The organism is Halobacillus sp. AWM4_238, from assembly GCF_056158265.1.
Map to the genome: position 1 here is coordinate 2,074,229 of NZ_JBSWSY010000002.1, position 26,566 is coordinate 2,100,794.

The 26,566-nt window shown below is 43.8% G+C and carries 27 protein-coding genes and 1 tRNA gene; 7 read left to right on the plus strand and 21 right to left on the minus strand.

All coding sequences use genetic code 11. The features are described 5' to 3' along the window. Positions 1-22: 22 nt before the first annotated feature. On the minus strand, positions 23-766 hold the full coding sequence (locus ACXACN_RS10685) for an alpha/beta hydrolase (protein ID WP_474964334.1): 744 nt from the start codon (positions 764-766) through the stop codon (positions 23-25). A 762-nt stretch (positions 767-1,528) separates the two neighbouring features. Further along, positions 1,529-1,762 carry a preprotein translocase subunit SecG gene (gene secG / locus ACXACN_RS10690; RefSeq protein ID WP_474964335.1) on the minus strand — a complete coding sequence of 78 codons (234 nt, stop codon included), beginning with the start codon at positions 1,760-1,762 and terminating at the stop codon, positions 1,529-1,531. Between the two features lie 340 nt (positions 1,763-2,102). Here secG and ACXACN_RS10695 point away from each other — a divergent pair, with 340 nt between their 5' ends. The 6 genes from ACXACN_RS10695 to ytzI all read left to right on the plus strand — a co-directional run bounded on the left by ACXACN_RS10695 (position 2,103) and on the right by ytzI (position 7,963). Continuing rightward, complete coding sequence (locus ACXACN_RS10695) at positions 2,103-2,852, plus strand: DeoR/GlpR family DNA-binding transcription regulator (protein ID WP_474964336.1); 750 nt, start codon at positions 2,103-2,105, stop codon at positions 2,850-2,852. Continuing rightward, positions 2,849-3,772: a 1-phosphofructokinase gene (gene pfkB, locus ACXACN_RS10700; RefSeq protein WP_474964338.1), complete on the plus strand. Its 924-nt coding sequence runs from the start codon at positions 2,849-2,851 to the stop codon at positions 3,770-3,772. The genes ACXACN_RS10695 and pfkB overlap by 4 nt, the downstream gene beginning before the upstream one ends. Before the next feature lie 6 nt (positions 3,773-3,778). Beyond that, a complete protein-coding gene (locus ACXACN_RS10705) occupies positions 3,779-5,677 on the plus strand; it encodes a PTS fructose transporter subunit IIABC (RefSeq protein WP_474964339.1) in 1,899 nt (632 codons plus the stop codon). A gap of 53 nt (positions 5,678-5,730) precedes the next feature. Further along, a complete protein-coding gene (locus tag ACXACN_RS10710) occupies positions 5,731-5,997 on the plus strand; it encodes a phosphocarrier protein HPr (protein WP_474964340.1) in 267 nt (88 codons plus the stop codon). A gap of 4 nt (positions 5,998-6,001) precedes the next feature. Then, positions 6,002-7,720 carry a phosphoenolpyruvate--protein phosphotransferase gene (gene ptsP / locus ACXACN_RS10715; RefSeq protein WP_474964342.1) on the plus strand — a complete coding sequence of 573 codons (1,719 nt, stop codon included), beginning with the start codon at positions 6,002-6,004 and terminating at the stop codon, positions 7,718-7,720. Between the two features lie 81 nt (positions 7,721-7,801). Next, a complete protein-coding gene (gene ytzI, locus ACXACN_RS10720; RefSeq protein WP_474964343.1) occupies positions 7,802-7,963 on the plus strand; it encodes a YtzI protein in 162 nt (53 codons plus the stop codon). An 8-nt stretch (positions 7,964-7,971) separates the two neighbouring features. Here the strand turns inward: ytzI and ACXACN_RS10725 are convergent, their stop codons facing one another. The 13 genes from ACXACN_RS10725 to ACXACN_RS10785 all read right to left on the minus strand — a co-directional run bounded on the left by ACXACN_RS10725 (position 7,972) and on the right by ACXACN_RS10785 (position 20,010). Next, a complete protein-coding gene (locus tag ACXACN_RS10725) occupies positions 7,972-8,562 on the minus strand; it encodes a nitroreductase family protein (RefSeq protein WP_474964344.1) in 591 nt (196 codons plus the stop codon). A gap of 12 nt (positions 8,563-8,574) precedes the next feature. Then, positions 8,575-9,156, minus strand: a complete 582-nt coding sequence (locus ACXACN_RS10730) for a YdcF family protein (RefSeq protein WP_474964346.1) — start codon at positions 9,154-9,156, stop codon at positions 8,575-8,577. 91 nt (positions 9,157-9,247) lie between these two features. Next, positions 9,248-10,534 (minus strand): phosphopyruvate hydratase, encoded by a 1,287-nt coding sequence (eno, locus tag ACXACN_RS10735; protein WP_226591942.1) that lies wholly within the window; start codon positions 10,532-10,534, stop codon positions 9,248-9,250. A 13-nt stretch (positions 10,535-10,547) separates the two neighbouring features. After that, complete coding sequence (gpmI, locus tag ACXACN_RS10740; RefSeq protein WP_474964347.1) at positions 10,548-12,086, minus strand: 2,3-bisphosphoglycerate-independent phosphoglycerate mutase; 1,539 nt, start codon at positions 12,084-12,086, stop codon at positions 10,548-10,550. Further along, a complete protein-coding gene (gene tpiA, locus ACXACN_RS10745; RefSeq protein ID WP_474964349.1) occupies positions 12,079-12,840 on the minus strand; it encodes a triose-phosphate isomerase in 762 nt (253 codons plus the stop codon). Before tpiA ends, gpmI begins: the two co-directional genes overlap by 8 nt. A gap of 19 nt (positions 12,841-12,859) precedes the next feature. Beyond that, positions 12,860-14,041 (minus strand): phosphoglycerate kinase, encoded by a 1,182-nt coding sequence (locus tag ACXACN_RS10750; RefSeq protein WP_474964350.1) that lies wholly within the window; start codon positions 14,039-14,041, stop codon positions 12,860-12,862. Positions 14,042-14,220: 179 nt separating this feature from the next. Next, positions 14,221-15,228 carry a type I glyceraldehyde-3-phosphate dehydrogenase gene (gap, locus tag ACXACN_RS10755; protein WP_474964351.1) on the minus strand — a complete coding sequence of 336 codons (1,008 nt, stop codon included), beginning with the start codon at positions 15,226-15,228 and terminating at the stop codon, positions 14,221-14,223. Between the two features lie 38 nt (positions 15,229-15,266). Then, positions 15,267-16,295, minus strand: a complete 1,029-nt coding sequence (locus ACXACN_RS10760) for a sugar-binding transcriptional regulator (protein WP_474964353.1) — start codon at positions 16,293-16,295, stop codon at positions 15,267-15,269. A gap of 152 nt (positions 16,296-16,447) precedes the next feature. Beyond that, a complete protein-coding gene (locus ACXACN_RS10765; protein ID WP_474964354.1) occupies positions 16,448-16,669 on the minus strand; it encodes a glutaredoxin family protein in 222 nt (73 codons plus the stop codon). A 233-nt stretch (positions 16,670-16,902) separates the two neighbouring features. Beyond that, positions 16,903-17,127 (minus strand): hypothetical protein, encoded by a 225-nt coding sequence (locus tag ACXACN_RS10770; protein WP_474964356.1) that lies wholly within the window; start codon positions 17,125-17,127, stop codon positions 16,903-16,905. A 503-nt stretch (positions 17,128-17,630) separates the two neighbouring features. Beyond that, the gene (locus ACXACN_RS10775; RefSeq protein WP_474964357.1) at positions 17,631-18,782 is read right to left on the minus strand and encodes a restriction endonuclease; all 1,152 of its coding nucleotides are present in this window, start codon (positions 18,780-18,782) and stop codon (positions 17,631-17,633) included. Positions 18,783-19,500: 718 nt separating this feature from the next. Continuing rightward, the gene (locus ACXACN_RS10780) at positions 19,501-19,686 is read right to left on the minus strand and encodes an SAP domain-containing protein (protein WP_474964358.1); all 186 of its coding nucleotides are present in this window, start codon (positions 19,684-19,686) and stop codon (positions 19,501-19,503) included. A 248-nt stretch (positions 19,687-19,934) separates the two neighbouring features. Continuing rightward, positions 19,935-20,010 (minus strand) — tRNA-Arg (locus ACXACN_RS10785). An 825-nt stretch (positions 20,011-20,835) separates the two neighbouring features. Here ACXACN_RS10785 and clpP point away from each other — a divergent pair. Continuing rightward, positions 20,836-21,423: an ATP-dependent Clp endopeptidase proteolytic subunit ClpP gene (gene clpP / locus ACXACN_RS10790; RefSeq protein WP_474964360.1), complete on the plus strand. Its 588-nt coding sequence runs from the start codon at positions 20,836-20,838 to the stop codon at positions 21,421-21,423. A 100-nt stretch (positions 21,424-21,523) separates the two neighbouring features. On the opposite strand, the gene ACXACN_RS10795 is transcribed toward clpP, so the two are convergent. From ACXACN_RS10795 to trxB, 6 genes are all read right to left on the minus strand, one after another. Continuing rightward, positions 21,524-21,778 (minus strand): HPr family phosphocarrier protein, encoded by a 255-nt coding sequence (locus ACXACN_RS10795; protein ID WP_146816853.1) that lies wholly within the window; start codon positions 21,776-21,778, stop codon positions 21,524-21,526. A gap of 130 nt (positions 21,779-21,908) precedes the next feature. Continuing rightward, positions 21,909-22,865: a DNA-binding protein WhiA gene (gene whiA, locus ACXACN_RS10800; protein WP_474964361.1), complete on the minus strand. Its 957-nt coding sequence runs from the start codon at positions 22,863-22,865 to the stop codon at positions 21,909-21,911. A 33-nt stretch (positions 22,866-22,898) separates the two neighbouring features. Beyond that, on the minus strand, positions 22,899-23,852 hold the full coding sequence (locus ACXACN_RS10805) for a gluconeogenesis factor YvcK family protein (protein ID WP_474964363.1): 954 nt from the start codon (positions 23,850-23,852) through the stop codon (positions 22,899-22,901). A gap of 3 nt (positions 23,853-23,855) precedes the next feature. After that, positions 23,856-24,740, minus strand: coding sequence for an RNase adapter RapZ (gene rapZ / locus ACXACN_RS10810; protein ID WP_474964364.1), 885 nt, complete (start codon positions 24,738-24,740; stop codon positions 23,856-23,858). A gap of 16 nt (positions 24,741-24,756) precedes the next feature. Then, the gene (locus ACXACN_RS10815) at positions 24,757-25,224 is read right to left on the minus strand and encodes an NUDIX domain-containing protein (protein WP_474964366.1); all 468 of its coding nucleotides are present in this window, start codon (positions 25,222-25,224) and stop codon (positions 24,757-24,759) included. A 325-nt stretch (positions 25,225-25,549) separates the two neighbouring features. Next, positions 25,550-26,500 carry a thioredoxin-disulfide reductase gene (gene trxB, locus ACXACN_RS10820; RefSeq protein WP_474964368.1) on the minus strand — a complete coding sequence of 317 codons (951 nt, stop codon included), beginning with the start codon at positions 26,498-26,500 and terminating at the stop codon, positions 25,550-25,552. Between the last annotated feature and the right edge of the window lie 66 nt (positions 26,501-26,566).

Consider the following 26,566-nt stretch of genomic DNA (forward strand, 5'->3'; position numbering starts at 1 on the left):
AAATGAAGGACAAGCTCCGGCGTTATGACCAGTCCAGAGACTCAAGGAAAGCGAGGACATCTTCGTGCAGCTGCTCTTTTTCCTTATCCATTGTGATCACGTGACCAGAGTTTTTGTACCATTTAATATCTTTTTGATCGGCTTCTACTTGTTCATATATATAGTTTGCACTTTCTGTGTTAATCATTTCATCATTTTCTGCTTGTACTACGAAGGTAGGGGTGTAAATTTGATCCACTTCATCATGAACCTCTGTAATAAATCCGCCCAGCTGCTTGAACATCTCTTCCGATTCATTTAGAAGCTCCTCTACTTCGCGGTCGATGGTTTCTTTATCTTTTCCTTCCAGTTGTTTATACTGTCTAGCTTTGAATTCAAAGCCTTGCGTTAACTGTTTTTCATTGTCAAAGAACATCGGAGAACACATCGTAATGATTCCTTTGATCGGTTCTGAATACGCAAGTTTCAGACCTAGAACGCCTCCAAGGGATAACCCTGCGACAGCGATTTTTTCATACCCTAATTCGCGCAAATGGTTCAATGCATTCTGAACATCTGCCCACCAGTCTTCAGGTCTTGCCTCGATCAATGCCTCTAACTCTTGTCCATGACCAGCGTAAATAGGTGCATGGGTCGTATAGCCGTGCTTTTGTAAGAACCGGCCAAGCATCCGCACATCAGCGGAGTGACCAGTAAAACCATGTAGTAATAATACCGCACGTTCTCCTTCCTCAAACGTAAATGGCTGAGGTTGTTTAATTTTCATGTCATTCTCTCCTTACTTCATCTATGTCCTGTTTTTAAGATTTCATTCGAAAGGGCAATGTATTCTATTTTACCAAAATTAAGTTCCCCTGGCACATTTTGAACCTAAATCACCTTATCCCCCTGTTCTTCAGCTATATGGCAGAATTGTGGAAGACTTGATTTCGAGATGGTTCGGGGTTCGTTGCTGAGTTGAGCGTCAGGGGTGGTTGGGAAGCCACTCGCTTTCCTGCGGGGATGGCGGCAAGCCTCCTCGAGCTAAAGCTCTGCGGGGTCTCGCCAGCCAATCCATTCCCGCGGGAGTCTCGCAGCTTCCCAACCACCCCATTAGAGAGATAAGAAAAACGAACCCACCTATACGAATGGAGCGTTTTCCATGAACACTGCTATCCAGTTAAAAAACGCTTCATAGCAAGCTTTATAGTACAGATGACTGCTTGTTTGTAGTTGGATTCGCCAACTCCCATTTCGTTAGAAAGCTGCTTATTCTGGAAGGAGTTTCGAGATACTAATATGGCAAAGGGGCGGAGGGGAATGGCGAGACTCCTGCGGGAAAAAAGTGCAGGGTGAGACCCCACAGGACGCAGTCCGAGGAGGCTCACCGCGCTCCCGCGGAAAGCGAGCTATTCCCAGCAGCCCCCATCCACTCATCAAAAGTCTCGAAACTGAGTCTTCAAGAAAAGGGAGCTATTGTGCAGGATTAAGATCTGAATAAAAGAGCACAAAAAAACTGCGCTTCGTTTATGAAGCGCAGTTTTTTTGATTAACCGAGGATATATGCAGTTAAGAAAGCTAATACAAAGAAGAGAACGCCTGTTACAATGGTTGCTTTGTGCAACACTGCGTCAATTCCCCGTGCTTTCTGCTTCCCAAATAGTTGCTCCGCTCCGCCAGAAATCGCTCCTGAAAGACCGGCACTTTTTCCGGATTGCAATAGTACAAGGACGATCATTGCAATCGTGTTGATGGTTAGTAAAGTAATTGCAAGTGTTTCCATGATGTGCCCACACCTCCTAAAAACGTACAGATAACTAGTTTAAATGTAGCATAAATGCCTTGCATCAGCAAGCTTATTCTATCTTCTTAGGTGGGTTTTAAACGGGCTGCAGTACAAGCAAAAAAACATTTCTTGAATCCTTTGAAGTTAATTGAAAGATGAACGCTATACGATTATTTGAGTGTGCACAGTCCGGAGAGTTGCTTGCCCTAAACCTGCCCGCCTTCTTATCAACTCACCCCTTATGATTGTTTTTGATTATTTTTGAAAGAATATGGTTGATTTTTGTAAGGGTTTTCTTTTATTATGAAGATAGATCTCAAGCAAGGAGTGTAGGAACATGCTTACACCAGAACGCCAGGAGCTTATATTAAAAACAGTCAAAAACGATCACATATCAAAAATTAAGCGCTTAGTTGAAGTAACAGGTGCATCAGAGTCGACCATCCGTCGTGACTTGGATCAACTGGAGGAACAAGGTCTCCTGAGGCGGGTGCATGGAGGAGCATCGTTAAGAAGCTCCGCGAGTGAGGAACCGACCATGGGAGAAAAAGTTACAAAGTTCCATAGCGAAAAACAGGCAATCGCTCAATTTGCAGCTTCTCTCGTCCAGGAGGGGGATTGTATATTCATCGATGCTGGATCGACGACTTATGAAATGATTCCTTTTCTTAAAGAGAAAAACATCATCGTCGTAACGAATGGATTAAGTCACCTGGATGCCTTAAACTCCCACCAGATCAAAACCTATGTCCTTGGTGGTCTAGTCAAACACCAGACAGGGGCGGTCGTCGGCGCGGGTGCGATCCAAAATCTTCAACAATACCGCTTCGATCAGTGCTTTATGGGGGCGAACGGTGTCACTGTAAAGGATGGATACACCACACCGGACCCTGAAGAAGCGGCCATCAAACAGATGACGTTGACCTTATCAAAAAATCGTTATGTCCTTGCTGATCATTCCAAGTTCGAAAATGTCGCTTTCATGAAGTTTTCTGACCTTTCAGAAGCAGACATCATTACAAACGGCGATGGGCTATCACTTGAAGACTATCGCAAGAAAACGAACGTAAAGGTTGTGACAACATGATTTACACGTGTACATTAAATCCTTCCATCGACTACATCATGAATGTTGATGCATTTGAGGCCGGGACTTTAAACCGGGCAAAAGAAACGTCTTATTATCCTGGAGGAAAAGGCATTAATGTTTCTCGCGTCATGGCCCGCCTCGGTGTCAAAACGAATGCTCTCGGATATATTGGCGGCTTTACGGGTGCATATGTTCAACAATTTCTTGATCGAGAAGCCATTGATCATGCTTTTATAGACACGGCTCAAAAAACAAGAGTGAACGTGAAACTGAAAAGTACGAGTGAAACAGAAATCAACGGCCCTGGACCTGAGATTTCCGTACTGTTACAAGAAAAGCTTTTAGGGCAAGTGAGGAGCCTCTCCAGTGGAGACACGCTCGTTCTTGCCGGCAGTCTTCCCTCCTCCCTGCCGTCCGATTTTTACATGACGATCGCTTCTATCTGTGCTGAAAATGGAGCAAAAGTCGTCGCAGATACATCCGGAAAAGCACTGGAGCAATTGCTCGGACATCCCCTCTTCTTGTTAAAGCCGAACCATCATGAATTGGGCGAGCTTTTCCAGGTAGACATAGACACAAAGGAGAAAGCGGCTCATTACGGCAGGAAGCTGATCGAAAAAGGGGTTGAACACGTCATTGTATCTATGGGAGGAGCAGGCGCTGTTTATGTCGGTAAAGAGCAGGATCTATTTGCCAATGTACCTAAAGGTCATGTGAAGAACTCTGTTGGTGCGGGAGATTCCGTTGTCTCTGGTTTTCTAGCTGGATTGGAAAAAGGGGAACCGATTGAACACGCTTTCCGTTATGGCGTGGCTTCAGGGAGTGCCACAGCCTTTCAGGATGACCTTTGCCAAAAAGAAGATGTAGAACGGTTGCTCACAGAAATCCACATTTCCACGATAAACAAAGGGGAGTGAAACACGATGAAAATCACAGATTTACTGACGAAAGAAACCATCGTATTAAATATGTCCGCCTCTTCCAAGCCAGAGGCGATTGATGAGCTTGTCGGTCAATTGGATCGTGCCGGTAAGCTGAATGATCGCGATGATTTCAAACAGGCCATTGAGGCTCGTGAACAGCAAAGCACCACAGGGATTGGAGAAGGAATCGCCATTCCGCACGCAAAAACTTCTGCTGTAAAAGATCCTGCCATCGCATTTGGCAGGTCGGCAGAAGGATTGAATTATGAATCCTTGGACGGGCAGCCAACGAACCTCTTCTTCATGATTGCCGCTTCTGAAGGCGCTAACAACACTCATTTGGAAACGCTCTCTCGACTTTCTTCCTTTTTAATGGATAACAAATTCCGTCAACAATTGGAAGAAGCTAAAACGGAATCCGATGTAATTGAAGCGATTAACGCAAAAGAAGCAGAAGATGAGGACGAGGAAGAAACAGCTGAACAAAGCTCTGGCAAAATCCTTGCAGTTACCGCCTGCCCAACAGGAATTGCCCATACGTATATGGCGGCGGATAAATTGAAAGCTACGGCGAAGGAGATGGGTGTGAACATCAAAGTTCAGACGAACGGTTCCAGCGGGGTTAAAAACCGCCTGACGAGCGAGGATATTTCAGAAGCTGATGCGATTATCGTTGCTGCGGATACAAAAGTTGAAATGGAACCATTCCAAGGGAAGCCGGTCATTGAAGTGCCTGTCGCCAAAGCGATTCATGAACCAAAGGAATTGATTGAAAAAGCAACCCAAAAAGATGCTCCGATCTACCAAGGCACTGGAGAGAAAAAAGAAGGATCTCAGGAGAAAGGACAGCGAACAGGATTCTATAAACACTTGATGAACGGTGTATCGAACATGCTTCCTTTCGTCGTTGGTGGAGGAATTTTGATTGCGATTTCCTTCTTCTGGGGCATCAATTCTGCCGATCCAACACATGAGGAGTACAACCGCTTTGCAGAGATGCTGAGCATTATTGGTGGAGGGAATGCTTTCTACCTCCTCGTTCCAGTGCTTGCAGGTTTTATTGCTTCCAGCATTGCGGATAGACCTGGATTTGCCCCAGGAATGGTTGGTGGACTGATTGCGATCACACAAACCGCCAATGAAAATGCAACAAACGGGTCAGGGTTCCTTGGCGGCTTGATTGCAGGCTTCTTAGCTGGTTATTTGACGTTACTCATTAAAAAATGGTTGCAAGGTTTACCTGCCATTTTAGATGGGATGAAAACCGTTCTTTTCTATCCTGTCCTTGCAATTTTCGGTACAGGAATGATCATGTTACTGATCAACCCAGCACTGACAAGTGTTTACACAGCGTTATTCGGATTTCTTGAAAACATGAGTGGATCAAACCTTGCCCTGCTCGGCTTAATTGTCGGAGGAATGATGGCCGTTGATATGGGCGGGCCAGTGAACAAGGCCGCCTATACCTTTGGGATTGCAGCTCTTGATGCAGGGAACTATACATTTATAGCAGCTGCGATGGCTGGTGGCATGGTACCACCCCTTGCGATGGGCTTAGCCACGACCCTTTTCAAGAATAAATTTACGAAGCAAGAGCGTGAAACCGGAAAAGCCGCTTATCCGCTTGGATTGTTCTTCATCACTGAAGGAGCCATTCCATTTGCCGCCGCAGACCCTGCCCGCGTTATCCCTTCAATGGTGGCTGGTAGTGCATTGACGGGTATGCTGACTATGTTATTCGGAATCGGTCTGCGCGCGCCGCACGGTGGCATAATCGTTACCCCACTCGTCGAAGGCGGGTTTCTGCAAATCGTGCTTTATCTAGTGGCAATCATTGCCGGCACAATTCTTTCAGCAATTGTTGTAGGATTCTTGAAAAAAGACCTCCAAAAGGCTTAAAATAATAAAGTTAGGGTAATCCATAAACAAGAGTATGTTAAGGAGGAATTATAATGGTAGAGAAAACATTTAAAATAACATCATCCGACGGTGTTCACGCTCGTCCAGCAACAGTACTTGTACAGAATGCAGGTAAGTACGAGTCTGAAATTAACCTACATTACAAAGAAAAATCCGTAAATCTTAAATCCATCATGGGAATCATGAGTCTTGGGATTCCTGCAGACGCTGAAGTTAAAATCACAGCAGAAGGCAGTGACGAACAAGAAGCGGTTGACCATTTGGAAAAGACAATGAAGAACGAAGGCTTGGGGGAATAACAGAATGACACAGCTTCAAGGGATTGCAGCTTCTAGCGGGATTGCGATTGCAAAAGTGTACCGCTTGGAAGCTCCGGACCTTTCTTTTGATAAGAAAGATATTGAACAGCCGGAACAAGAAGTCAAACGCCTACATGAGGCTCTTGATGTATCAAAATCAGAGCTTGAAAAAATTAAGGAACATACGAGAAAATCACTAGGGGACGAACACGCAGAAATCTTTTCTGCTCACCTTTTGGTGTTGAGCGATCCAGAATTGATCCAACCGATCGAAGATAAGATCAAAAGTGAAAACGTTAACGCAGAAGCGGCTCTTTCTGAGACAGCGAACATGTTCATCGACATGTTCAAAGGAATGGATAATGAGTACATGCGCGAACGTGCCGCAGACATCCAGGACGTAACAAAGCGTGTCATGGCTCACCTCCTTGGTGTGACATTCCCGGATCCTGCCCTAATCAATGAAGAAGTGGTCATCGTTGCAGACGATTTGACACCTTCTGATACCGCTCAATTGAACAAACAATACGTAAAAGGGTTCACAACTGACATTGGTGGACGCACATCTCACTCGGCTATCATGGCTCGTTCTCTTGAGATCCCTGCAGTAGTCGGAACGAAAAATATCACTTCTCAGGCTGAGAAGGATACCATGATCATCGTTGACGGAATCAATGGGGATGTCATCATTGATCCAAGCGAAGATCAAGTTGCGGAGTATAAGCAAAAGCAGGACGATTTTGAGAAGCAGAAACAAGAGTGGGCGAAGCTGAAAGATGAAGCGACCGTCACTTCTGAAGGCGATCACGTGGAGCTGGTAGCAAACATCGGTACACCTGACGACGTCGAAGGTGTTTTAAACAACGGCGGCGAAGGTGTCGGACTTTACCGTACAGAGTTCCTTTATATGGGCAAAAGCCAACTTCCGACAGAGGAAGAGCAGTTTGATGCTTACTCTTCTGTGTTGAAGCAAATGGGAGACAAGCCAGTTGTCGTACGTACACTGGACATCGGTGGAGACAAGGAGCTTGACTACTTGGATCTTCCTGAAGAAATGAACCCATTCCTAGGTTACCGTGCGATTCGTCTTTGCCTGGAGCGTGACGATATCTTCCGCGTTCAGCTACGTGCATTGCTACGTGCAAGCGTCCACGGAAACTTGAAAATCATGTTCCCGATGATTGCTACGCTGGAAGAATTCCGTCAAGCGAAAGCAATCCTGGACGAAGAGCGTGCAAACCTAAAAGAAGAAGGTCACGAAGTTTCAGACGAAATCGAAGTCGGAATGATGGTTGAGATTCCTGCAACAGCAGTCATTGCTCGTCAGTTCGCTAAAGAAGTCGATTTCTTCAGTATCGGTACCAATGACCTGATTCAATATACCATGGCCGCTGACCGTATGAACGAACGCGTATCATACTTGTACCAGCCGTACAACCCGGCCATCCTTAACCTCGTCAACAATGTAATTGAAGCAGCACATGCGGAAGGCAAATGGGCTGGCATGTGTGGGGAAATGGCAGGAGATGAAATTGCCATCCCACTTCTACTAGGACTTGGTTTGGATGAATTCAGTATGAGTGCCACATCCATCCTGCCTGCCCGTACGCAGATTAGAGATCTGTCCAGGAAGGAATGGATGTCTTATAAAGAAGACATTCTTTCTATGGGTACTGCTGAAGAAGTCGTCGAATTCGTCAAAGAAAAGACACAATCGAAGTAGTATTCGCTCGATGAGTATGGGACAATAAGTGTGTGCCGATTCACTTTCGGCTGGATCTAGATAAGAAAGAGATGTGTTTCCATGACATTTACTGTGATCATGATCGTATGTATCGCGATTGTTTTGGGGATTGCCGCCATGTTTGGCATGGCTGTCTCTAAAGGCTACGATTACAAACACAGCGTTGACCCATTACCAGACGAAGACCATCATAAAGATGAACATAAAAAAGCTGACGCTTAATTCAAGCGTCAGTTTTTTTCATTTCCATCATAGATGTCAATTTTTTGGTGAATGGGTGTCCGTACTTTGGGATTCGGGATCCGTTTAGGGTATCCCATCTGTAACACGGAGACCAGTTTAAAACGCTGGCTGTCTAGTCCTATATCATACGAAAATTGTTTATCATGTAAGTAGGGACTCGTTGTCCAAAGAACACCTATCCCTGCTTCCCATGCCAAAAGCTGAACGTTCTGTATATAAGCACACACAGCAGCGTAATCTTCTTCATATTTCCGTATATCCTTATCTCTTTCCATATAGATTAAAGCATGGTGAGGGATGTTCAATAAAAAATCCCGAATTCCTTCCTGTAATCGATGGGTTTTTTCAACATCATAACCTTCAAAGAACCCTTGCCTTCGATAACTTTCCATAACGGACTCGGCATACGCTTCTTTCCCTAGACCCTGGTACAACCGTATTAGCCAAGGTTCTTTCATCCGGTGATTAGGCGCCCATGAAGCTTCAGAAAAAATGCGTTCCAGTGCTTCCTTATCTACCTTCTCCTCTTTGTATTCATGAATCGAACGGCGGTTCCGGACTACTTCTAACAATTCCATCTCCTGTACACCTCACAACATGATCAACTTTGTCACAGGTTGTCCCATCCAATAGCCCCATTCTCGCAAGAAAAAAGGAACCTTCGTTTCCATACTTTTATAAGCCGAATATTGAGTAGGGACACCTTCCACTTTCATATCCAGATGTTCCGCCATGGCTACAGCTCTTTTCAAATGGAATTGGTCACTGACAATAAAAAAAGAGTGAATGCCTTTTTCGTCACTAACATCTTTTGCATTACTCAAGTTATCTTCGGTGATTAGTGATTGATCCTCATACAAAATGTCTTCCTCTTTTACTCCATGCTCCATCGCATAGTTCTTTCCTACTTGTGCTTCAGAGGAAGTGGCACGTTCACTTTTACCACCTGTGAGAATCAAGTATTCCACGTGTCCTTCTTTATACAATTCAATTCCCTGCTTCAAGCGCCCCTCAAAAACAGGGCTTGGTTTTCCATTCCACTGGGCGGCACCGAGAACAATGGCCGCATCGGCTTTCGAGACTTCCTCATCCCCATAGGTCCACACGGAATACCCCGTGTATAAAGCATAGCCTACCATCAGAACTAAAATAATTTGAATGAATGTTTTCATACGGGCTGGTTCTCCTACTCCTTTGAATATATGCTCCATCATATCATAGAAAAAAGCCTCTCTGAATCATCAGAGAGGCTTCTTTTATAAATTATTTATTCAAGTTGTAGAATGCTTTCTTACCAGCGTAAGTAGCCGTTCCAAGCAGCTGGTCTTCAATACGAAGAAGCTGGTTGTACTTCGCTACGCGGTCGGTACGGGATGGAGCACCTGTTTTAATTTGACCTGCGTTTGTCGCAACAGCGATATCCGCGATTGTAGCATCTTCAGTTTCACCAGAACGGTGAGAGATAACAGCTGTGTAACCTGCGCGCTTCGCCATTTCGATTGCTTCAAATGTTTCAGTAAGTGTACCGATTTGGTTCACTTTGATTAGGATGGAGTTGCCAACGCCTTCTTCAATCGCACGGCTTAGCTTCTCTGTGTTTGTTACAAACAAGTCGTCACCGACAAGCTGTACGCGGTCTCCGATACGATCTGTAAGAAGTTTCGTTCCTTCCCAGTCGTTTTCGTCAAGACCATCTTCGATGGAAACGATTGGATACTTGTTCACAAGCTCTTCATACCAATCAACCATTTCTTCAGACGTACGTACGACACCTTCACCTTTCAGGTTGTACTTGCCATCTTCATAAATTTCAGAAGAGGCTACGTCCATTGCTAGCTGCACTTCTTCACCTGGCTTGTAACCAGCCGCTTCGATCGCTTCGATGATTGTAGATAGAGCTTCTTCGTTTGAACCAAGGTCAGGAGCGAATCCGCCTTCGTCACCTACAGCCGTGTTATAGCCTTTGCCGCCAAGTACTTTCTTAAGAGCGTGGAAAATCTCAGCACCCATGCGAAGCGCTTCTTTGAATGTCGGAGCGCCAACAGGCATAATCATGAATTCCTGGATGTCTACGTTGTTATCCGCGTGCTCTCCACCGTTTACAATGTTCATCATTGGTGTTGGAAGCGTAGCTGCTGTGAATCCTCCAAGATACTTGTAAAGTGGAAGACCTACAACGTCTGCAGCCGCGTGAGCAACAGCCATGGATACACCAAGGATTGCGTTCGCACCTAGGTTTCCTTTGTTTTCTGTACCATCAAGTTCTCTCATCATTTGGTCGATGATGACTTGTTGAGTTACGTCCATACCCAGAAGGTTTGGAGCGATTTTTTCGTTTACGTTATCAACAGCGTTTTGTACACCTTTGCCAAGGTAACGTTCTTTGTCACCATCACGAAGTTCTACCGCTTCGTATTCACCAGTAGAAGCACCACTTGGAACAAGTGCTGTACCGAAAGCTCCGGATTCTGTATAAACTTCTACTTCAACAGTCGGGTTACCACGAGAGTCAAGGACTTCACGTGCATATACGTCAGTAATGTAAGGCATGAATATCTCTCCCTTATTTTTTAATTAGTGATTTTCCTGTCATTTCTTCAGGTTGTTCAACATTTAAAAGTTCTAGCAATGTTGGTGAAAGATCACCAAGGATTCCTCCATCACGGAGTTCTGCCCCATCCTTCGTCACGATGACGGGTACAGGGTTTGTCGTATGAGCAGTCATGGCGTCTCCATCCAAGGTCGTCACCTCATCAGAGTTTCCATGGTCAGCCGTTATAATCGCATGTCCACCTTTTTCGTGGATCTTATCAACGATTTTACCTAAACATTCGTCTACAGCTTCAATCGCTTTAATCGTTGGCTCAAGTTTCCCTGAGTGTCCAACCATATCAGGATTGGCGAAGTTTAGAATGATTGCGTTGTGTTTCTCTGCGTCTAGTTCACCTAGAAGAGCATCTGTTACTTCATAAGCGCTCATTTCTGGTTGCAGATCATACGTTGCGACTTTTGGAGAATCGATGAGGATGCGCTCTTCCCCTTCGAATTCTTTTTCGCGGCCGCCGCTCATGAAGAACGTCACGTGTGGATACTTTTCTGTTTCAGCAATACGCAATTGCTTCATGTCATTGTCAGCAAGGACTTCCCCGACGGTATTCTTCAAGTCGTTCGGAGGAAAAGCGATCTTGCTTCTGACCTGGTCGCTGTATTGTGTCATTCCAACAAAGTGAAGGTTTTTCGGTGCGTTTTCACCACGTTCATAACCATCAAAATCGTCGTTTGCAAACGTTCTGGAAAGTTGGATGGCACGATCAGGACGGAAGTTGAAGAAAATGACACTGTCTTCATCTTCAACGGTTCCCAGCGGGTTATTGTCGTCATCTGTTAGAACAACAGGCTCAACAAATTCATCGTACACGTCCTGCTCGTAAGAATCGTCGATCGCTTTGATTGGATCCTTGTACGTCGGACCCTCACCAAAGGCGATCGCATCATAGGCTTTCTTCACACGTTCCCAGCGATTATCACGGTCCATCGCATAGTAACGTCCAGAAAGGGTAGCGATTTGACCAACGCCCACCTCTTCAATGGCTTCTTGTGTTTGCTTGATATAAGTCTTAGCCGATTGCTGACCTACATCACGCCCATCTAGAAAAGCGTGGATGAAAACTTTTTCAAGTCCTTCTTCTTTCGCAAGCTTCAAAGTGGCAATCATATGGTCGATGTGACTATGAATACCACCATCAGATAACAGGCCGAAAATGTGAAGGGCTTTATCTTTCGCCTTTGCTTCACGAACCGCGGTCAGCAACACTTCATTTTCGAAGAAGTCCCCTTCACGGATAGAAAGGTTGATTCTTGTCAGGCTTTGATAGACGACACGACCTGCGCCGATATTCAAGTGACCGACTTCAGAGTTACCCATTTGACCTTCTGGCAGTCCGACAGCTTCCCCGCTTGCCGTTAATTGAGAATGCGGGAATTGGTTCCAGTAACGATCAAAGTTTGGTGTGTTCGCTTGTTTGACAGCATTGCCTTTCTCTTCATCACGAAGAGCATAGCCGTCAAGGATGATTAAGGCAGCAAGGTTTTGCTTACTCATTCTTACCTGCCTCCACTAGTTTTAGGAAAGAATCAGCTTCAAGGCTGGCTCCACCTACTAGAGCACCATCAATGTCGGACTGAGATAGTAGTTCATCAACGTTTGCCGGCTTCACACTACCACCATATTGAATGCGGACAGCTTCAGCGGCATCTGCACTTACATATTCACTGACGACTTTACGGATGTGTGTGCATACTTCATTCGCTTGTTCAGATGTCGCAGTACGACCTGTACCAATAGCCCAGATCGGCTCATAAGCAATGATCGTCTCTGCACACTGGTCATTCGTCAAACCGTTCAATGCTTTTTTCACTTGTGTTTCAACAACGTTCATCGTTTCGTTCGCTTCACGTTGTTCAAGAGATTCCCCTACACAAACGATTGGAGTCAAGTCGTGGTTGAATGCAGCATGAACTTTTTTGTTTACCTCTTCATCTGTTTCCTTGAAGATTTCACGACGCTCGGAGTGGCCAAGTACGACGTAAGAAACGCCAAGCTCTTTAAGCATAACCGGGCTTACTTCACCAGTAAACGCACCGCTCTCTTCAAAGTGCATGTTTTGAGCACCGATTTTAAGACTTGTGCCTTCTGTTTCTTCTACCAATTTTTGTAGAAAAGGGAACGGAGCACAAACAACCGATTCTACCTGCTCAGAGGAAGGAACTTCGTTTTTAGCTGTTTGAATAAAATCTTCCGCTTCACGGTGGTTTTTATTCATTTTCCAGTTACCAGCGATTACTTTTTTACGCATAGGGTTTCACCTCTCCTTTTTATTTATCGTTCAACAAGGATACACCAGGAAGATCTTTACCTTCCATGAATTCCAAGGAAGCACCGCCGCCTGTGGAAACGTGGTCCATGTCATTTGCGTATCCGAATTTCTCAACGGCTGCTGCAGAGTCGCCTCCACCGATGACCGTGTAGCCATCTGTTTCAGAAAGGGCATTCGCTACAGCTTTTGTACCGTTAGCAAAAGATTCGATTTCAAAGACGCCCATAGGTCCGTTCCAGATGACCAATTTAGAATCTTTGATGACTTTTGCATATTTCTCTCTTGTTTTCGGGCCGATATCCAGAGCTTCCCAGTCAGATGGAATGCTGTCGATTCCGACTTCTTCTTTGTTTGCAGAATCAGAGAAATCATCAGCAACAACAACATCATCAGGCATGAGGAAGTTGACACCTTTCTCTTCTGCTTTCTTCATATATTCTTTGGCTAGATCGATTTTATCTTCTTCTAGCAGCGATTTGCCGATCTCATGACCTTGCGCTTTTACAAATGTGTAGGCAAGACCTCCACCGATGATCAAGTTATCGACTTTGTCGATCAGGTTGTCGATGACACCGATCTTATCTTTTACTTTTGCACCACCGATGATGGCTGTAAATGGACGTTCCGGATTAGAAAGAGCCTTACCTAGAACATTGATTTCTTTCTCCATTAAGAAACCAGCAACAGCAGGGATATGCTCAGCAACACCTGCTGTAGAAGCATGAGCACGGTGGGCAGCACCAAATGCATCGTTTACGTAGAGGTCAGCCATGTCTGCAAAAGCTTTGGCTAATTCCGCATCATTCTTTTCCTCACCAGGGTGGAAGCGCACGTTCTCAATGAGAAGGACATCGCCGTTTTCCATATCAGAAATGGCTTTGTTTACTTCGCTGCCGTGGACTTCATCCGTTTTTGTAACGGTTTGTCCAAGTACATCACTTAGACGCTTAGCTACAGGATCAAGACGAAGGTCTTCGACTACTTCCCCTTTTGGACGTCCAAGGTGACTGGCAAGAATGACTTTCGCACCGTTTCCAGTCAGGTGCTTGATTGTAGGGAGGGCAGCTCTAATTCGAGTGTCGTCTGTGACCTCTCCCTCGCTCATCGGTACGTTGAAGTCGACACGGCAAAAAACAGTTTTCCCGTTCACTTCAACATCGCGGATTGTTTTCTTATTCATAGAATGACAACCTCCTTGGTTTGTGGTCAGGTTCATCGCCTGCCCTTATGTACGTTTCCACAGTTTCATTGTGCAGAAACGCCGATTAGCAGGATGCGAAAAAACATGGATAAAGGAGGAGGACCTGAGACCTCCTCCTTTCCAGCTTTTTCATAGTATTTTCTAATTTGGCTCAGATATTACAAGCCTTGGTTTTTAAGGTAAACAGCCAAGTCTACACAACGGTTGGAGTAACCAGTTTCGTTGTCATACCAAGAAACGATTTTAACCATGTTGTTTTCAAGGATAAGTGTAGAAAGACCATCGATGATTGAAGAGTGCGTGTTGCCATTGTAGTCAGTAGAAACAAGTGGCTCGTCACTGTAACCAAGGATTCCTTTAAGGTTACCTTCAGCTTCTGCACGAAGAGCTTCGTTCACTTCTTCAGCTGTTACATCTTTATCAAGCTCTGCAACCAAGTCTACGATGGAAACGTTAGATGTTGGTACACGCATAGCCATACCGCTAAGCTTACCATCAAGGTGTGGAAGAACTTTTGCAACGGCTTGTGCAGCACCTGTAGTTGTAGGGATGATGTTTTCTGCAGCTGCACGCGCACGACGGTAATCTTTGTGTGGAAGATCAAGGATCTGCTGATCGTTTGTGTAAGAGTGAACAGTTGTCATCATACCGCGCTTAAGACCGAACTTCTCGTCAAGAACCTTAGCGTATGGAGCCAAGCAGTTCGTTGTGCAAGAAGCGTTAGAGATAACGTGGTGAGAATCTTTGTCGTACTGATCTTCGTTTACACCCATAACGACTGTAAGGTCTTCTTGCTTCGCTGGAGCAGAGATAACAACTTTCTTAGCACCTGCATCCAAGTGTTTCTTCGCATCGTCACGCTGAGTGAAACGACCTGTAGATTCGATAACGATATCTACACCAAGATCTCCCCAACCAAGTTGAGCTGGATCTTTTTCGGAAAGTACTTTGATTTCTTTTCCGCCAACGATAAGGTTGTCACCGTTTGTTGTCACTTCTTCCTCAAGCTTACCGTGTACAGTATCGTATTGAAGCAAGTGTGCAAGCATGTTTGCATCTGTCAAGTCGTTAACCGCTACTACCTCAACATCATTGTTGTTCAAAGCAGCACGGAAAACATTACGTCCAATACGTCCAAATCCGTTAATACCAATTCTTACTGTCATGCAAAATTCCTCCTTAGGATGATTAAAATCATATTTATTTAAAGGGATAAATCCCTTATTAACTCTTGGGCTGCACCTTCATCAGTGATCAGGACATTACTCTGACCCGGTTGGAAATAAGATGAGATGGCTTGTGCTTTTGAGCGGCCTCCAGCAACAGCGATGACATGATTCGCACGCTTCAGATCTTCGAGTTGAAGACCAACTGTACGAACTTTGTGAACGATCTCACCCTCGACATTGAAATAATAACCAAACGCTTCGCCAACGGCGTTGTGCTTTTTGATTAACTCCAATTGTTCAGGAGAGGTCTTTCTCCGTTCTGCCATCGTAAGTGCATCGCCGACTCCGTGAATGACGATTTCAGCATTCCGGATGATGTCCAACACTTCTTTAATGGAAGGTTCTTCTTTTATCGTCTGATAGGATTCCTCACTGAGAGGATCGGGTACATATAAAAGACGATAATCACCCCTGGCTTTTTTCGCCATTTCTGCGCATATCGTATTGGCTTGGTTTTCAACCCTTTCACCTAAGCCTCCACGCGCAGGTACGTACAAGCACTGATCAGCTCCAGACAGCGGTGTCATCACTTGTGCGACGGATGCCATCGTTGTTCCGCCTGTAATGGCAATCACCTGATCCGGCGACATATGTTCTTTCAAATACTGGACACATGCTTTTCCCATCTCTTGTTTTACCCAATTAAGCTCATCGCTATCACCTGGAACAACAACCACATGGTCTAAATTTAATTTATCCTTTAATTGTTGTTCTAAAACCTTAATCCCAGAGACCTCTTTAATAAACTCAGCCAACTGTTCAAGAATGTTCTGCCCTTCATAACTTAAGTGCATCCCTCTTGAGGTAATCTCTACAGCCCCTTGTTTATTCAGAAAGTCTACTTCACTTCGGACCGTACGCTCAGCCAGCTCAACACTTTCAGCTAACCCTCTTCGGCCCACAGGCTGCATAATCTGGATATGATACAACAGCTGATATCGGCGCTGAATAACGTCCAGGACATCCGGGAATAATTTTTTTTGTAAGTCGATGAACGCTCTCATGGAAAAAGCCCCTTCTTTGAAATGCTGCTAACTGGGATGTATAACGTCCCGGCTAGTCATATTATGTCCCGCTAGGAGCAAAAAAATATCTCATTTCAATTTTTATATTAACAGTGGGGTTGTCTACGTGCAAGCAAAAAACTAGACGTTTTTCATTGTAAACGCTTCATTAGTTCAAAGTAATCAATCTGACGATAATCCAGCTCTTCGCCACCGATTTTCAGAACGGGTACTTCAAGCATATATTTATCCAAAAGTCCTGGGTCACTTTCAATATCAACCAATACGACTTGGACATCAAACAACGACAGAAGATCCTTAACCTCTTCACATAATCCACAGTTTTCTTTTACATATAAAATGACTTCAGACATAGATCACCCTCCCTGACCTTGCCTAATCATCATACCAAAGGATAGCAGCCCACATCCATCAAGAAAGATCTTACAGGAGATTCTACAAGTGTTCCGATTAGCTCGATAACGTTTACAGGGAAGGCAAGCCCCTTTCCTTATTAATATATGACCTCAACAAACCGTCTGCTACTCCCCATTTATCAGATAGAGATCCATGCTGACTGAATTTGAAATCAAAAAAAGGACACGCTCTAGGAAGCATGTCCTTTTTTATCATAAAAACCATTATCGATTTTCAACTTCCGTTTATCCAAAAAGTGAGCTAACTCTTCCCCTACATAATTTTCAGGTGTGCGTTTCAGAGACGCATAGTTGAAGGATAACTTTTGCTGTTCTTGCATATCGAACACGTGAATCCGCCTGTCTTCAGACACTTCTTCAGTCGACAACATTTTATAACGGATTAGGTTTGTCATAAATACCCCTCTTCTAAATAAAGCGAAAAGTCTGACTTTATTTCTTCAATCATAACACATGATTAGGGCAAAAAGAAACTACATAACGATAATAAACCGAATAAATGTTCGTATAACTCCTGTGAGATTTCTGTCTAAACAATATATAGATAACACCCATGTAACTGCTTAGGATTTTTCATGAGATTTCCTATATTAATATAATGATATTCGAGTAAAAAAAGGCCCCCCCTTACATATAAGGAAGGTCCTTCTATTTTTAGCTCGCCCGATAGGATTCGAACCCCCTACTGACTTAGAACCGGAATCTACCGGGAATCTACACGGGATCCAAACGCTCGCAAAACGCACTACCTCACGATTTCTCAACGCTCAACCATCCGAATCGAAATAACGAGGACACGAAGTCAGCGTTAATAGAGGACGATTATGTTCTGTAAGTCGATTATATCGCCAGGGGGGACGTGGTTCAAGAACTATCTACTATGGTCTAATTCACCTGATTACTCATCCTTGAAATAGTCATAATCGATTGCTTTCACTACAAACGTGTGGTTAATGTCAACCCCTACATCATGAGCAATCAACAGTTTTGACAGTTCAAATCCATCAAGAAGAATGATTTTTTTAGTTTCAAGCCTCTCCGCATACTTCCTAGCTCCCTCAGTGAAATACGAGGTAGTAATGAAAACTCCTTTTCTAGCACCTTTTCCATCTAAAGCACCTGAGAAACTTTGAACTACGTCACGTCCTACGGAATTGCTAGCAGCATATCTCTTAGCCTGAACATAAATATTGTCTAGACCCAACTTATCTTCCTTAATCACCCCATCTAAACCTTCATCGTTATTCCTTTGAGTAACTTGTCCGTCTCCGTAACCCATTTCTGTCAAAAGCTCAACTACAATGTCCTCAAACTTCATCCAATGAACACTTCTAAGTTTCTTCAGCAAACTATCAGCTAACTCACTCTTTAAATCCTCGACCTTATCTCTTACTACAGTTAAAGGGTCTACAACCTTTTCCAATTCTTCAATTTCTTCTTCGATTTCACTGCTACCTTCGTCTAACAACTCTAACCCGCTATCTGTAATACGATAGGTCAATTTATTTATTTCCTCTATGTAATCCTCTTTCTTCAAACTGTACCTAACATTCCTGATTCTTGATAGTAAGATAATATCTGAGTTATTTTCATATCTCATAAACCGCTGTTCTTCAGATAACCGGAAGTAATCAACCAACATCTCTGTTATTTCATTAGCAGAATAAGCTTTTCCATCCTTAATCATCATCAAATACGGAACCATCATTTGTCCTGACGAAGGAATTGTGGACACTATGCTTCGATCGTATTCTTTGTGGTTTCGTACGACTTTGTAATCTTCAAGTAATCTTTGCTCTGCAGACGCTGATTTAGGCAGTCCTTCTTCACTTAAGATTTGCTTAATTTCCGGAATGTTCAGACCAGCTTCATGCATTCTCTTTAAGAATTTCATAACTCTAAGTGATTCATTATTGTACATGACCCTGTTCTTAGTTTTTACAGTTGGAATGTACTCTCTGAAGTTCTTAACCCAACGCCTGCCATTAGATTCCGACCATCCCATCCGCTCTGACATCTTTGTTTTTGTGAGCAACTCGTTATCAACCAATACTCCCCCTCCTTGTTAATAATGACTTTTACCTTATCCTGAATTTTACATTAATATCTCCTATACTAAAAATCTAATCTAGTAAGTCGTTCGAATTTATTCATCTGTTGTAAAAGGAAACATACAAGCTCACCGCCAGGTTAAATACTGGAATCGAGATATTATTCGATACTTTCCGTTGATTTCCTTTTTATAGCAAAGAAAAAGCGAGGCTACGTTGTCCCACCGTTATTCTGTATTGAACCTTTCGTTATGGTCGAACGGAAAGTGCACACCGAATACTCTGTAGAAAGAGTCGTCATCATGTTCCTCATTTAATCGGTTGTAAGCGTGAATGTATAGAGCCTCGAGTTCCTTTTCGTTCTTTCCAATAGTAAGTTGAATGCATCGAAAACACTTGGTTTTAGTAAGGTGGTTGTACGGTTACTCTCCGCGGTTCCCCCCCCCATGTGTAATCGAACATATCCCGTAGTTCCTTATCTCTCATTTCCATGCTTTCCGCTAATCCTTTAACGGGTTTATACGATGGAAACCCGTTTATCAATAGGTATCTAACTAGCGCCAAGCGATTTTTCACCGTTAGGAGAATTATAGTCAAATTTCTTAACGTGCCTTATCGCACTTGCAGCGTGTTAAGCACCAACCATTGAAAGATTGCGGTGTGCCAGAAAGATGTAATAGAACTCGTTTAACGCTTCTTTGCCTTTGGGAGCGTTGTTCAAGACGGTTTTATCGCCAACGAACGATATAACCTCCGCCTCCGAGAAGTTTTCCGATACCATCGTAATAAGATATCCGCTTTCTTACCGCCGACCTTCAGCTGCTTCGACTTCAAAACCGCTTTTAACTCCGGAATTGTAAAGGATGTGAGAGAAACTATTTGCGAACACTCCGTTATATACACTTCTTTAAGATATCAAATAGCCCCACAACGTCTTTCCGTCTAATTTTGCGCATAAAAAAAACCTCCCGATATCATATCGATAAGAAATCGAGAGGTTACGTAAACGGTCGGCTAAATGTCACACGAATTACCGTGCTACCATCAGAGGGCGCTTGGACTATTTCGTGTCTCTTCGCTCAACCAACGGAGCGAAAAACGTTCAATAGGCCGAGTCACCCCGCTGTCATACCGACGTTTATTCAGTTTAGCGCGCCCGAGAGGATTCGAACCCCCGACTGACGTAGAACCGGAATCTACCGCTCTATCCAACTGAGCTACGGGCGCAAAAGCGACATGCATTTAATATTATAATGAGAATCAATAAAAAACGCAACCCATTTTTTCTGGTCTTTCAAAAGTCCACGTCATCGTGGAAGATCCAGTTCGATATAACAGGGGTTCGTTCTCCTAAATGGGCGTCGATAGTGATAGAGACAAGACAGCTAAAGCTCTGCGGGGTCTCGCCAGCCAATCGATTTCCTCGGTAGTCTTGCAGCTTCTCAACCACCCCATAGCTATAGTGAGAGAAACGAACCCTTATAACAATACGGTACGTCTTCCACTACTGTAATTAATGCAAATAAGCAATATGCATCAAGCTTTCATGCTTTGTAATACTCGCTAATATAGTTTATATCTAACTACTTCCCTTAAAGTGCTAATGCTATTTCTCTCAGAAATAGTTTCGAGAGACTCATATGGTAAAGGGGCGGAGGGAAACGGTGAGACTCCTATGGGATTTGCGGGACAGCTGAGACCCCACAGGACGTAGTCCGAGGAGGCTCAGCGCCCGCCCCATGGAAAGCGAACCTTTTCCCGCAGCCTAAACTCTAACAGACATCTCGAAACTGATTCTTCACCATCCTGCCATGTAGCTTAATTATAAGTTTGGACGTTTATATAGGTAAATTTAGGGTATGATGGTAGAAGGAATTGGTACACTTCACATAGAACGAATAAGAACAACGATTTCTCATACTTAAAAAGGGGTAAAATCCCTGCTGAAATTAAGGTGAAAAAGGCGATTGTTTTTGTTTGACCTTTATTGACCTTATAGGTATGATGAATGTATTCCATCATTATTAATTTGATGTTAAGGAGGAATTTCAAATGAATTTAGTCCCTACAGTTATTGAACAGACAAACCGCGGAGAACGTGCCTATGATATTTATTCCCGCTTACTTAAAGACCGGATCATCATGCTGGGAAGCCCGATTGATGACAACATCTCTAACTCCGTTGTTGCTCAGTTGCTTTTCCTTGCGGCTGACGATCCAGAAAAGGATATTTCCCTATACATCAACTCTCCTGGTGGGTCGATCACAGCAGGTATGGCAATTTATGATACCATGCAGTTCATCAAACCGAACGTATCCACGATCTGCACAGGTATGGCAGCCTCTATGGGCGCATTCCTGCTGAACGCTGGGGAACCAGGTAAGCGTTATGCTTTGCCTAACAGTGAAGTCATGATTCACCAACCACTTGGTGGAACACAAGGTCAGGCTTCAGATATCGAAATTCATGCGAAGCGTATCATTAAAATGCGTGAGAAGCTGAATCAGATTCTTGCTGAGCGTACTGGACAGCCGATGGAAGTTATCGAACGCGACACGGATCGCGATAACTTCATGTCTGCCTATGAAGCGGTTGATTATGGTTTGATTGATAAGGTTATGGAGAAAAACGATAAATAAGAAAAAGCAAAATCCGCTGTGATGACACAGCGGATTTTTTTAATGGTGTATGAGAACGTTCCCTTATTAGAGAACGTTCATTTTTTCACATAAGTACTGATTAATCATTCTTCACAAAGTCCGTGAGCACCTGAACAGCCTCTTCTTCATCAGAACCATCGGCAATCAACTTAATCTCTTCATCAGTCCCGACAGCAAGACTCATCAGCCCCATGATACTTTTTGCATTTACACGTTTCTCACCTTTTTCGATGAAAACATCTGCGGTGAACTTGTTCGCTTCTTGTACGAACTGTGCGGCCGGTCTTGCCTGTAAACCTGTTTCAAGCTCGATCGTTATCGTCCTTTCAATCACCTGTCATTCTCCTCTCATTCTATATTTCAACTTTTTTGTAAGCGGATTCAACACTGAGAAAAAAGAACGCCCTCGTTTAGAAAGCGTTTATAATTGTATTTCATTATAGCATGAATTTGTTACGGAAACATTAATTTCTTGTGTTTTCTGTGACTTCACCTTTTCTTACTTTATCAGCGAACTCATCAATTTTACGCAGGCGGTGATTGATGCCTGATTTACTAATCGACCCGCCAGATACATACTCACCAAGCTCTTTTAATGAAACCTCCTGATGCTGCAATCTCAACGATGCAATTTCCTGCAATTTATCCGGGAGTGCTTCTAAACCTACGGTCCGTTTAATGAACTTTATGTTTTCCACTTGGCGAAAAGCTGCACCAATCGTCTTATTTAAGTTTGCAGTCTCGCAATTGACGAGTCGATTGACGGAGTTTCTCATATCTCGGACAATCCTCACATCTTCAAACTTAAAAAGGGCCTGGTGTGCTCCAATATTGCTGATAAGTTCCGTGATTTTATCCGCTTCTTTCAAGTAGGTGATGTATCCTTTCTTACGACTGAGTGTCCTTGCGTGCAACCCGAAACTATTCATTAGCTTACACAACGCCTCGTTGTGTTCCTCATCAGCAGAATAAATCTCCAAATGATAGGAAGAAGTTTCTGGATTGTTGACGGAACCTCCAGCAAGAAATGCCCCTCTTAAATAAGCTCTTTTACAACACGTATCATTCAAATACTTTTGTGGGATGTCTGGATTTATGGATAGAGGTCCTTTTAAGATTTCAAGATCTTCAAGCACGACCTTCGCTTTCTCCGTCATCCTCACAATATAGACATTGTTCTTCTTCAGCCTCATTTTCTTTCGAACTAAGAGTTCTACCGGGTAGGGATAAAGTTTTTTGATTAACGTGTAGATTCTTCTGGCGATCGCCGCATTCTCAGTTTGTACATCGAGAATGTACTCACGATTGGAAAGGGAAAATGTCCCGTTCATACGGACAAGTGCAGCCAATTCCGATTCCATGCAGCATGGATCTGCTTCTACATTCGTTAATTCTTTTTTAATCTCTGATGCAAATGACATGGTGTACACCCCCTTCTACCTACCACGCAACACCTAAAGCATGGAGTGCAATAACTTTGCTAATTTCTCTGTATCATGACGTAACATAGGCTTGCTATGGTCGATGATATCTTCTTCTATAACTTTCAATCCCATGGATTTAATTCTGTCAATATCGTACAAGACGGGCTCGGCATTTTCTTCTGCATAGGCAGCCCTAACCCCTTGATCAATCGGTTGATTATGCACAATCACTGACTGTAACACACCTTCACCAATATGATCAAATAACGCCTGGATATGATCGGCTGCTGTGTAACCAGAAGTTTCCCCCTCCTGTGTCATCACATTGCATATATACGTGACAATCGCTTTTGTATCCTTCAAAGCCTGCCCGATTTCCGGAATAATAATATTCGGTAATATGCTTGTGTAAAGACTTCCCGGAGAGATGACGATCAAATCCGCGGATTTGATCGCATCAACGGCTTCTGGCAGTGGCTGGACCGGCGTAGGGCTGACAAACACCCTTTTTATTTTTTTGTTCTGTTTCGGAATACTTGACTCACCGGTAACAACCGTTCCATCTTCCATCTCCGCGTGGAGGTTCATGGAATGATTGGCAATTGGATAGATATGACCACGCACATTCAGTACTCTGGAGATTTCTTTAATCCCTTTATAAAAATCTCCTGTCATGGAAGCCATTGCAGCCAGTAAAAGGTTGCCCATAGAATGACCGGACAGGCCGTTACCAGCTGCAAATCGATGCTGAAAAAGCTCAAGGAGCATGGGTTCTGCATCTGACAGGGCAGCCACGACATTCCTGATATCCCCTGGAGCAGGGATAGCCATCTCGTCTCGTAAGCGGCCGGAGCTTCCACCGTCATCAGCAACCGTTACAATGGCTGACAGGTCTATCGGTAAATTTTTTAACCCGCGCAAAAGCACAGGCATCCCGGTCCCGCCACCTACTACGACGACACGCGGCTTGGTCTTATGATCCATCCGTTACAAACCCTTTCTTTTATCAATGTCTCTGTGTGTGACATGGGTCACGAAATCCGTAGAGAAGTATTCTGATAAATGCTCAGCAAGTGCGACAGAACGATGCTGACCGCCTGTACATCCGACAGCGATGACTAGCTGACTTTTTCCTTCACGTTTGTATTGAGGAAGCATGAAGTGGAGCAAGTCCTTCAATTTCTCAAGGAATTTCTGTGTATCTGTCCACTTAAACACATAAGAAGATACTTCCGTGTTTAACCCCGTCAACGGACGCATATGTTCCACATAGTGCGGGTTCGGCAGGAAACGGACATCGAACATCAAGTCGGCATCAATAGGAACACCATACTTAAATCCGAAGGAAACCATCTGAATGGAAAAGACCTGTTGTTCCTTTTGACGATATTTTTCGATGATTCGTTCCCGCAGTTCTTTTGGTTTCAATGAAGTTGTGTCAATGATTGTCTGCGAACGGCCTCTCAGTTCATCCAGCATTTTTCTCTCTCTACGAATCCCTTCAAGCGGCAACCCTTCTTTAGCGAGAGGATGAGATCTTCGGGTTTCCTTATAACGGGAAACAAGGGCCTGATCTTCTGCATCAAGGAACAGAATGTGTTCTTGCAGCCATTCCTCTTTCCCGAGACGGTCAAGAGAATCAAACAGCGCATCGAAAAATTCTCGTCCTCGTAAGTCCATCACTAAAGCCACATTCTGGATATTGTTGCTGGAATCTTTCATCAGTTCAAGAAACTTCGGAAGCAGGGCCGGTGGTAAATTATCGACACAAAAAAAACCGAGATCTTCAAAGCTTTGAACAGCTACGGTTTTCCCTGCCCCTGACATTCCTGTGATGATTACTAACTGAGTATCGTTGGCATTTACTGGCATGTTTCATCGCTCCCCATTAGTCAGGTCGTGACGGATCCAAATCTTGATCGATCAAGCGGAAGTCCGTCGTATATACGAATGTTCCATATACTTGCTCATCGCTACTTAGGATGTGCTCAAAAATTCTCCGATCTCCCTCTGCCATCGGCTTTTGAAGAACTTCTCCAACCGGAACCCATTCCAGTTCACCTTCTTCACTTTCATCAAGTAAATCCCCTGAATAGCTGGTACTGTAAAAAGTAAACATCATCCATTCATGAGAGGTTTTTTCTTTTTCACGCATGACGAATGTAAAAGAACCGCGGAGCTCTGGGTTTTCAATAGAAAGACCCGTCTCTTCTTTAAACTCTCGGACGACGGAATCTTTAATATTTTCTCCGGCTTCCATCTTTCCGCCAGGGGCAACATACCAGCCTCTACGTGGTTTTTTTAACATTAAAACGGTATCATTCACTCTCAAAATACAATTTGCTACACGCTGCATCGTTATGGTCACCTCATTTTCTTTCTAGAGGGCATCTCCACCCATTATACAATGAATACACAGGTTGCTACAATATTATGTTCCACAGCCGTTAATGAAAACAGTTTCCTTTAAACTTAATAGATAAGGTCGATTCGCTGCTTTTGTCCACAGAGAATGAGGATGTATTAAAAAGATTGTCCAAGTATAAAACAAAAAAAGCACAGGTGACGAGCACCTGTGCCTCATAGAGATTAATCTATTAAAAGGGGGTCAATTAATCAGTTCCATCGTAACAGGAAAATATTTCACAGGGATTACACCCGAGTTAAAATGGTGTTTCTTTTTAATTGACGACCTTCAGTTCCTCTAAAAGATTTTCAATATAGTGCTGGACGGATTGTGCGGCGATACTTCCATCGCCAGTTGCTGTCACGATCTGACGCAATTCTTTTTCACGAATGTCTCCGGCAGCGAATACCCCCGGTACTTTCGTTTCCATGTTCTCATCTGTTTCGATATACCCTTGTTCATTCGTGATGCCAAGGCTTTCGAATGGTTTGGACAATGGAATCATTCCGATATAGATGAATGTACCATTGGTATCGAACTCGTATTCTTCATCTGTTTTCTTGTTGTGAAGCGTGACACTACCTACTTTTCCATCTTTTTCGTTGATGGATTTAACAACGGTGTCCCAGATGAAGTCGATTTTGTCGTTGTCAAAAGCGCGATCTTGAAGGATCTTTTGCGCGCGTAATTCATCACGACGGTGAACAATCGTTACTTTGCTTGCAAAGCGGGTAAGGTAGACACCTTCTTCAACAGCAGAATCTCCTCCACCTACAACGACTAGTTCTTTATCACGGAAGAATGCACCGTCACAAACCGCGCAATAAGATACGCCACGGCCTCCGAGTTCTTTTTCACCCGGCACGCCAAGTTCTTTATATTGTGCACCTGTTGTTACAATGACGGCACGTGCTTTATATTCTTTATTTCCAGCTTTGACCGTCTTGTATTCCTTGCCATCTACGACTTCTTTGATGTCGCCATAGGCATATTCTGCACCGAATTTCTTCGCGTGATCGAACATTTTATTGGATAAATCAGGTCCAAGAATACTTTCAAAGCCTGGGTAGTTCTCAACATCTTCTGTATTTGCCATCTGTCCACCAGGGATTCCACGCTCAATCATAAGCGTATCCAAGTTAGCCCGGGAGGTATATACGGCTGCTGTCATCCCTGCAGGACCTGCTCCGGCAATAATGACATCATAAATGCGTTCTTCACTCATCGATCTTCACTCCTTATGAATCCAAATAATCTCAGTTGCAATTCATGTACATATCATAGTAAATCA

What these genes read in the sequence shown, in the direction of transcription:
- ACXACN_RS10760 (WP_474964353.1), bottom strand. Translation starts at nt 16,295, where the DNA reads ATGAGAGCGTTCATCGACTTACAAAAAAAATTATTCCCGGATGTCCTG.
- whiA (WP_474964361.1), bottom strand. Translation starts at nt 22,865, where the DNA reads ATGTCATTTGCATCAGAGATTAAAAAAGAATTAACGAATGTAGAAGCA.
- ytzI (WP_474964343.1), top strand. Translation starts at nt 7,802, where the DNA reads ATGACATTTACTGTGATCATGATCGTATGTATCGCGATTGTTTTGGGG.
- clpP (WP_474964360.1), top strand. Translation starts at nt 20,836, where the DNA reads ATGAATTTAGTCCCTACAGTTATTGAACAGACAAACCGCGGAGAACGT.
- gpmI (WP_474964347.1), bottom strand. Translation starts at nt 12,086, where the DNA reads ATGAGTAAGCAAAACCTTGCTGCCTTAATCATCCTTGACGGCTATGCT.
- ACXACN_RS10750 (WP_474964350.1), bottom strand. Translation starts at nt 14,041, where the DNA reads ATGAATAAGAAAACAATCCGCGATGTTGAAGTGAACGGGAAAACTGTT.
- ACXACN_RS10710 (WP_474964340.1), top strand. Translation starts at nt 5,731, where the DNA reads ATGGTAGAGAAAACATTTAAAATAACATCATCCGACGGTGTTCACGCT.
- ptsP (WP_474964342.1), top strand. Translation starts at nt 6,002, where the DNA reads ATGACACAGCTTCAAGGGATTGCAGCTTCTAGCGGGATTGCGATTGCA.
- ACXACN_RS10770 (WP_474964356.1), bottom strand. Translation starts at nt 17,127, where the DNA reads ATGACAAACCTAATCCGTTATAAAATGTTGTCGACTGAAGAAGTGTCT.
- rapZ (WP_474964364.1), bottom strand. Translation starts at nt 24,740, where the DNA reads ATGCCAGTAAATGCCAACGATACTCAGTTAGTAATCATCACAGGAATG.
- trxB (WP_474964368.1), bottom strand. Translation starts at nt 26,500, where the DNA reads ATGAGTGAAGAACGCATTTATGATGTCATTATTGCCGGAGCAGGTCCT.
- pfkB (WP_474964338.1), top strand. Translation starts at nt 2,849, where the DNA reads ATGATTTACACGTGTACATTAAATCCTTCCATCGACTACATCATGAAT.
- secG (WP_474964335.1), bottom strand. Translation starts at nt 1,762, where the DNA reads ATGGAAACACTTGCAATTACTTTACTAACCATCAACACGATTGCAATG.
- ACXACN_RS10685 (WP_474964334.1), bottom strand. Translation starts at nt 766, where the DNA reads ATGAAAATTAAACAACCTCAGCCATTTACGTTTGAGGAAGGAGAACGT.
- ACXACN_RS10695 (WP_474964336.1), top strand. Translation starts at nt 2,103, where the DNA reads ATGCTTACACCAGAACGCCAGGAGCTTATATTAAAAACAGTCAAAAAC.
- eno (WP_226591942.1), bottom strand. Translation starts at nt 10,534, where the DNA reads ATGCCTTACATTACTGACGTATATGCACGTGAAGTCCTTGACTCTCGT.
- ACXACN_RS10765 (WP_474964354.1), bottom strand. Translation starts at nt 16,669, where the DNA reads ATGTCTGAAGTCATTTTATATGTAAAAGAAAACTGTGGATTATGTGAA.
- ACXACN_RS10730 (WP_474964346.1), bottom strand. Translation starts at nt 9,156, where the DNA reads ATGAAAACATTCATTCAAATTATTTTAGTTCTGATGGTAGGCTATGCT.
- gap (WP_474964351.1), bottom strand. Translation starts at nt 15,228, where the DNA reads ATGACAGTAAGAATTGGTATTAACGGATTTGGACGTATTGGACGTAAT.
- ACXACN_RS10705 (WP_474964339.1), top strand. Translation starts at nt 3,779, where the DNA reads ATGAAAATCACAGATTTACTGACGAAAGAAACCATCGTATTAAATATG.
- tpiA (WP_474964349.1), bottom strand. Translation starts at nt 12,840, where the DNA reads ATGCGTAAAAAAGTAATCGCTGGTAACTGGAAAATGAATAAAAACCAC.
- ACXACN_RS10725 (WP_474964344.1), bottom strand. Translation starts at nt 8,562, where the DNA reads ATGGAATTGTTAGAAGTAGTCCGGAACCGCCGTTCGATTCATGAATAC.
- ACXACN_RS10815 (WP_474964366.1), bottom strand. Translation starts at nt 25,224, where the DNA reads ATGCAGCGTGTAGCAAATTGTATTTTGAGAGTGAATGATACCGTTTTA.
- ACXACN_RS10805 (WP_474964363.1), bottom strand. Translation starts at nt 23,852, where the DNA reads ATGGATCATAAGACCAAGCCGCGTGTCGTCGTAGTAGGTGGCGGGACC.